Source organism: Phenylobacterium sp., from assembly GCF_044358365.1.
In the GTDB taxonomy this organism is placed as follows: Bacteria; Pseudomonadota; Alphaproteobacteria; order Caulobacterales; family Caulobacteraceae; genus Phenylobacterium.
On sequence record NZ_JBIKNZ010000112.1, the window covers coordinates 1 to 5,976 of the forward strand.

General features: G+C 66.7%; 7 protein-coding genes. 5 read left to right on the forward strand and 2 right to left on the reverse strand.

Translation table 11 applies throughout. The annotated features are described in order from the left end of the window. A partial coding sequence (locus ACIQ3B_RS17755) for an autotransporter domain-containing protein (RefSeq protein ID WP_397404950.1) occupies nt 1-1,074 on the forward strand: 1,074 nt, incomplete at its 5' end. A gap of 122 nt (nt 1,075-1,196) precedes the next feature. Here the strand turns inward: ACIQ3B_RS17755 and ACIQ3B_RS17760 are convergent. Together ACIQ3B_RS17760 and ACIQ3B_RS17765 are read right to left on the reverse strand one after the other, a co-directional pair. Next, the gene (locus tag ACIQ3B_RS17760) at nt 1,197-1,646 is read right to left on the reverse strand and encodes a hypothetical protein (protein ID WP_397404952.1); all 450 of its coding nucleotides are present in this window, start codon (nt 1,644-1,646) and stop codon (nt 1,197-1,199) included. A 44-nt stretch (nt 1,647-1,690) separates the two neighbouring features. Next, a complete protein-coding gene (locus tag ACIQ3B_RS17765) occupies nt 1,691-2,410 on the reverse strand; it encodes a helix-turn-helix transcriptional regulator (RefSeq protein WP_397404962.1) in 720 nt (239 codons plus the stop codon). 129 nt (nt 2,411-2,539) lie between these two features. On the opposite strand from ACIQ3B_RS17765, the gene rpoN reads away from it, so the two are divergent. The 4 genes from rpoN to ACIQ3B_RS17785 all read left to right on the forward strand — a co-directional run bounded on the left by rpoN (nt 2,540) and on the right by ACIQ3B_RS17785 (nt 5,913). Further along, entirely contained in the window at nt 2,540-4,030 is a 1,491-nt protein-coding gene (rpoN, locus tag ACIQ3B_RS17770; protein WP_397404954.1) for an RNA polymerase factor sigma-54, read from the forward strand. A 58-nt stretch (nt 4,031-4,088) separates the two neighbouring features. After that, nucleotides 4,089-4,712, forward strand: a complete 624-nt coding sequence (locus ACIQ3B_RS17775) for an exopolysaccharide biosynthesis protein (RefSeq protein WP_397404956.1) — start codon at nt 4,089-4,091, stop codon at nt 4,710-4,712. A gap of 32 nt (nt 4,713-4,744) precedes the next feature. Next, the gene (gene hpf, locus ACIQ3B_RS17780; protein ID WP_397404958.1) at nt 4,745-5,347 is read left to right on the forward strand and encodes a ribosome hibernation-promoting factor, HPF/YfiA family; all 603 of its coding nucleotides are present in this window, start codon (nt 4,745-4,747) and stop codon (nt 5,345-5,347) included. Between the two features lie 95 nt (nt 5,348-5,442). Beyond that, nucleotides 5,443-5,913 carry a PTS sugar transporter subunit IIA gene (locus ACIQ3B_RS17785; protein WP_397404960.1) on the forward strand — a complete coding sequence of 157 codons (471 nt, stop codon included), beginning with the start codon at nt 5,443-5,445 and terminating at the stop codon, nt 5,911-5,913. Nucleotides 5,914-5,976 lie beyond the last annotated feature (63 nt).

Genomic DNA, 5,976 nt, shown 5'->3' on the forward strand with positions numbered 1-5,976 from the left:
GACATTACCCAGCCCTGCGTCGATTTCGATGCGGGAACCGTCTGCACGGATTCAACCAAGCGCCTCTGGTGGGACGGCCAGCACCCGACGGCGCGCGGGCACCAGTTGCTCGCGGCGGCGGCGACCGACACCCTGGTCGCGCCGCGCACCATCAGCGCGCAAGGCGAGCTGAGCGAAGCCACCACACGCAGCGCGCTGGAACGCGCCATCGGCCCCGCCGCCGGCTGGCGCTGGGAAGACGGACGTGAATTGACGGTTTCATTCGGCCAGGGGCGCACCGCGCGCGCGACCCAACCCTTCGCGATCGGCTTTGAATCCGACACGACCTATGGCGCGCTCTCCTACAGCTTTCCGCTCGGGGCCACCTGGCGCCTCGGCCTGGGCGTCGATACGTCAACCAGCGATGTTAACCTGGCGGGGACCATCAACGGCAAAAGGCTGGGCTCGTTCAGTAGCGACGGCGTACGCAGCACACTGACCATCCAGGGCGCCATCGGCCCCATTCAAATCGAGTACGCGCTTGTCGCTGGCGGCGACAAGCTGAACAAAATCTCTCGCACCACGGGCCTTGCTGACCAGATCGCCAGGGGCGAAACGCGTGCGGCATCGGCAGGTTCAAGCCTGTTTCTGTCATACCCCGTTGTGCAGACTGACACGGCGCGCCTCGCGCCCTTTATCGGGTTCAACGGCACAAAGACGCGTTTGAAGGAATACACGGAGACCGGCGCTGTCGGCCTTAATCAAATCATCTATCGGCGCCACTTCGACTCGGCGAACGTGGAGCTTGGCCTCCGCGGGCGAATTGATCTCAAGGGCGTTTCGTTTGACGGCGCTGCATCGTGGGTCTCCGACCTCGATAGCTCTTCGCCCGACATCCGTACGTCTCTGGTCAGCTTCCCCGACGTGGTGCGGTCCTTGCCGGCGGCGACGCCCAGGGACAGCTATGGCCGCCTGTCACTTGGCGTTTCGGTCCCGGTGACGGATCGTCTCGCGCTCTCCTTGCGCGGCGCCAGCCGGATCGACGCAGGCTCCGACAACTGGAATGGTTTCCTGATGCTGACCTATCGGTATTAGTCGAGGAGACGGAGGCGGCCAGCAGCGGAGCGCGACGCGAAAGAGCTGGCGGCGTCGCCCACGCCGGCGCCACCCCTCCGTCAACTTTGCCGACACTTTCCCCTTGAACAATGGGGGAAGGTTCATTTGTTCAGAGGGGATTGCGGGTCCTGGGCCTGCCAGGTTTCCCACTGCTGTTCGGCGGCGGCCCACTGGGCGATGTCGCGGGCCAGCGTGATGGCGTCGGCGGTGGCGGGGTGGCGGCGCGACCAGGTGTGGACGGTGCTGCGGCTGGGCATCGCCGGGTCGCGGCAAAGCGTGCGCAGGGGCTCGCCGGCGCAGAGGCGGTCGTAGATCTGGTCGACCAGTGGGGCGGAGTGGCTGGACGGGCGGCCGGGGCCGGTGAGGCCGCCGACGGCGCGGGCGTCCGTAGCGAGGCGGGCGAAGTCGGGGCGTGTGGCCAGCCAGCGCATGACGCTGGGCCGGGTCGGCATGTCGGCGCCGCGACAGATGGCCCGGAGCCCCTGACCGCTCGCCAGGCCGTTCAGGATGCGCACGGCGATCTGGTGGGTGAAGGTGGCGCGCGGCTTCATGGCCGGAGAGATAGGAATCGAACATTTGGAGAACAAGGCTCCGTTCAGGACGCGGCGGCCTTTTCGGCGTGCCAGGCGCTCCACATTTCGGCCTGGCGGCGTTTCCAGCGGGCCCGGAGGGTTTCGGGCCGGTCGGGGTAGCGCGTCTCGGTGAACACGGCATCCGAGATGCGATCTGTCCGGAAGTTGCGGAAATCCTGGCGCAGCTCGCACCAGCCGACGATGTGACGCGTGGTCTCGTGATAGCCGATGGCGAAGGGCCAGATGGTGCGCTGGCTGCCGCGCTCGCGCTCATCGCGGTAGGTGATGGTGAGCTTCTGGCCGCCGCGGATCGCCGCGCGCACGCGGGACATGTCCACATTGTCCGGGGTCGTACGCCAGCTGGGCGCGGCGCGGGTGAGGGGCTCCAGCACCAGCGGGCGCAGCGTCTCGGGGATGACCGCGCCGATCTTGGCGATCAGGTCCTGGGCGGCGCGGCTGAGCACCGGATCCCCGCGGGCGACCACCATCTGGGCGCCTAGAACAGCGGCCTCGACCTCGTCCTGGGTCAGCATCAGGGGCGGCATATCGAAGCCGTCCTCGAGGATGTAGCCGACACCGGCCTCGCCGCGGATCGGGGTACGCTGGCCAATCAGGTCGGCGATGTCGCGGTAGACGGTGCGCCTGGAGGTCTCAAGTTCCTCTGCGATCGCCTGGGCGGTGACCGGGTGGCGGCCCCGGCGCAGGATCTGGACGATCTGGAAAAGGCGGTCGGCGCGTCGCATGGGAATGGGCGGCACAGTACCCCGAATCAATCCTGCAAGAAAGGCGCCGCCGGATGTGCGGCGTTAACGAGTCAGTCGGTTTCAGCCCCTAGCTTGGGCACAAGGAAACAATCCTTCGGGGGCACTCGCTTGGCGCTTGGCGCACGTCTTGAGATTCGGCAGGGGCAGGGGCTGGTCATCACCCCCCAGCTGCAGCAGGCGATCAAGCTGCTGCAGATGTCGAATCTTGAGGTCGAGGCCTTCATCGACGCCGAGCTGGAACGCAATCCGCTGCTGCAGCGCGATGAGGCTGACCATGATGCCGAGCCGGCCGCAGAGGCCGACGGCCCGGTCGTCGCCGAACAGGTGGCCGACGCCGAAGCCCGCGCCGACCTCGACGCCACGCATGACGATGTGTCGCCTGGCGAACGCGCCACCGGCGATGCGCCCGAAGCCGCCGCCGACGCGGGGGGCGCCATCGACTGGTCGAAGGCCGGATCCGGCGGCAGTTTCGACCAGGACGGCGAGGGCTTCGAAGGCCGGCTGTCGCGCGAACTGACGCTGTCGGAACATCTACAGGCCCAGCTGTCGGCCTCGGGGCTATCTCCCGCCGAGACCGTGATCGCGGGCGTGCTGATCGATGCGGTGGACGAGAGCGGCTATCTGCGGGCCGACATCGAGGAGGTGGCCGAACGGCTGGGGTGCGAGGTGGCGCTGGTGGAGGCGGTGCTGGGCGTGGTCCAGGGCTTCGATCCCGTCGGCGTGGCGGCCCGCGACGTGCGCGAATGCCTGATGATCCAGCTGAAGGATCAGAACCGCTACGATCCGGCGATCGCCGCCCTGCTGGACAACCTGCCCCTGCTGGCCAGGCGCGACCTCACCGCGCTGCGCAAGATCTGCGGCGTGGACGACGAGGATCTGCGCGAGATGATCGCCGAGATCCGCGGCCTGACGCCGAAGCCGGGCGCTGCGTTCGGCGGTGAGCCCACGTCGCCGGTTTCACCCGATGTCTTCGTGCGCGAGAGCGCCGGCGGGCTCTGGCATGTGGAGCTGAATTCCGACGCCTTGCCGCGCGTGCTGATGGATCATCGCTATCACGCCCGCGTTTCGGGCCAGTCGCGCAGTGACCAGGAGAAGACCTTTGTCGCCGACTGCCTGGCGCAGGCCAGCTGGCTGATCAAGAGCCTGGACCAGCGGGCGCGGACCATCCTGAAGGTCTCCTCCGAGATCGTCCGCCAGCAGGACGCGTTCCTGGCGTTCGGCGTGCAGCACCTGCGGCCGCTGAATCTGAAGACTGTGGCCGACGCCATCGGCATGCACGAATCGACGGTCAGCCGCGTGACCTCGAACAAGTACATCGCCACGCCCCGCGGCGTTTTCGAGATGAAGTTCTTCTTCACCTCGGCCATCTCGTCTTCCGAAGGCGGCGAGGCGCACTCGGCGGAAGGCGTGCGCGACCGGATCCGCCGGCTCATCGACGGGGAGACCCGCGAGGCCGACGTGTTGTCCGACGACCGGATCGTGGAACTGCTCAAGAGCGACGGCGTTGATATCGCGCGTCGGACGGTGGCCAAATATCGCGAGGCCATGCGAATTCCGTCGTCCGTTGACCGACGCCGGATGCTGAAGGAGCCCGCCTGAGGATATTCCGCGCCCCACCACTTGGCGAGGAGCGACGGAAACGCCAGATGGACGATAGATGCCCAACGCCTCGACCAACCAGCTTCCACTTTCCGCCGTCCTGATAGAGATCGCCGCTCATGGCGAGGCGCAGATTTCCGTAGCCGAACTGACCCAGATGTTCGGCGGCCGCGCGATCGGAGCCTTGCTGTTTGTTTTCGGGCTGGTGTGCGTCCTGCCGCTGCCGCCAGGGTCGACGACGATTCTGGGCGTCCCATTGCTGCTGCTCGCCCCGCAACTGCTGATCGGAGCGTCAGCGCCCTGGCTGCCCCAGGGCGTCAAGCGCCGCACCTTTCCAACCGCGGGACTGAAAGCCGGCCTGCCGCGCGTGATCCCCTGGCTGCAGAAAATCGAAGCCGTTTCCAGGCCCCGGCTGGTGCTGCTGTTCAGCCCGGTGGGCGAGCGCCTGATCGGCCTGGTCTGTACGGCGCTGGCCGTGGTGTTGATCCTGCCCATCCCGCTCGGCAATGTCCTCCCCGGGCTGGCGGTGACCTTGCTGGCCTTTTCCCTGATCCAGCGCGACGGGCTGATCGCGCTGATCGGCTTCGCCGTGGCCGTCACCAGCGCCAGCGTGCTGGTGCTGGCGGCTCACATTCTCGTCAACATGATCCACCAGGCGATACACATCCTGTCACCGGCTTGACACATAGCCACCAGCGGAGCGTTGATCCTTCCATGCAAGTTCATGTCACGGGTAAACACGTAGATGTCGGCGAAGCACTGCGGACGCGGGTTTCCGACGAGATATCCAGCAACATCTCCAAATATTTTGACCGCGCCGGCGGGACCGCCGATGTGGTGGTCAGCCGCGAAGGCAGCTTCTTCCGGGTCGATTGCGCCGTGACCCTGGCGTCGGGCCAGCAACTGACCACACACGGCGTCGGTAGCGACGCCCATGTGGCCTTCGATGCGGCCATGGACAAGATGACCAAGCGGGTCCGCCGCTACAAGAACCGGCTAAAAAGCCATCACACCCAGGCGCTCGCCAAACAGGCCGAGAGCGCCGCCTACTTCGTGATCGCCGCCAGCGATGACGATGATGAGACCGACGAAACCCCGCCCAGCGACGGTATGGCCGAACCGATCATCATCGCCGAAACCGAACGCCCCGTGCGTTCGATGACGGTTTCTATGGCGGTCATGGAAATGGACTTGACTGAAACTCAAACAATTGTGTTCCGAAACGCCGCGCACGGCGGACTTTCGGTGGTATATCGCCGCCCCGACGGCAACATCGGCTGGATTGATCCGGAACGGACCAGGGTCCGTACTGGATGAGGGGAGGGGCCTGGTCCGGCCCACGGATGGTTTTGACGGCTCGCAGGCGCACCGCCCTCCCCGGCGCGCCCGAGCCAGGGTTAGATCTTCAGGCTATGAACATCGGCGAATTGCTGGATCGCACCGCGATCTCCCTGCGTGTGGGCGCCACCGACAAACACAAGGCCCTGGCGGTGATCGCCGAGATGGCCGCGCGCAGTTTCAGTCTCGACGCCGGCGATGTGCTGGACGCCCTGCTTGAGCGTGAGGCCGCAGGGTCTACCGGGGTAGGGCATGGCGTGGCCGTGCCGCATGCCCGGCTGGACGGCCTCGGCCGCATGCGCGGCGTGTTCATACGTCTTGAGAGCCCCATTGAGTTCGGCTCGGTGGACGATCAGCCGGTTGACCTGCTGTTCGCGCTGTTTGCCCCGGCCAATGCCGGCGCCGAGCATCTGAGGGCGCTGGCCAAGGTGTCGCGCCTGCTCCGTCAGGCCGGCCTGCGCGAACACCTGCGCAAGGCGACCTCGGCAGACGCCCTGCACGCGTTGCTGGTTCAGGATGCCGCAGTCAGGCCTTCGGCGGCCTGACCGGCGACGTCAGTGAACGGAAACGGGCGCCAGCTCATGGGCGAGCGCTGCGGCCATGGCCGC

Coding starts and splice junctions, on each gene's coding strand:
- ACIQ3B_RS17785 (WP_397404960.1), top strand. CDS start 5,443: ATGAACATCGGCGAATTGCTGGATCGCACCGCGATCTCCCTGCGTGTG.
- ACIQ3B_RS17760 (WP_397404952.1), bottom strand. CDS start 1,646: ATGAAGCCGCGCGCCACCTTCACCCACCAGATCGCCGTGCGCATCCTG.
- hpf (WP_397404958.1), top strand. CDS start 4,745: ATGCAAGTTCATGTCACGGGTAAACACGTAGATGTCGGCGAAGCACTG.
- ACIQ3B_RS17765 (WP_397404962.1), bottom strand. CDS start 2,410: ATGCGACGCGCCGACCGCCTTTTCCAGATCGTCCAGATCCTGCGCCGG.
- ACIQ3B_RS17775 (WP_397404956.1), top strand. CDS start 4,089: ATGCCCAACGCCTCGACCAACCAGCTTCCACTTTCCGCCGTCCTGATA.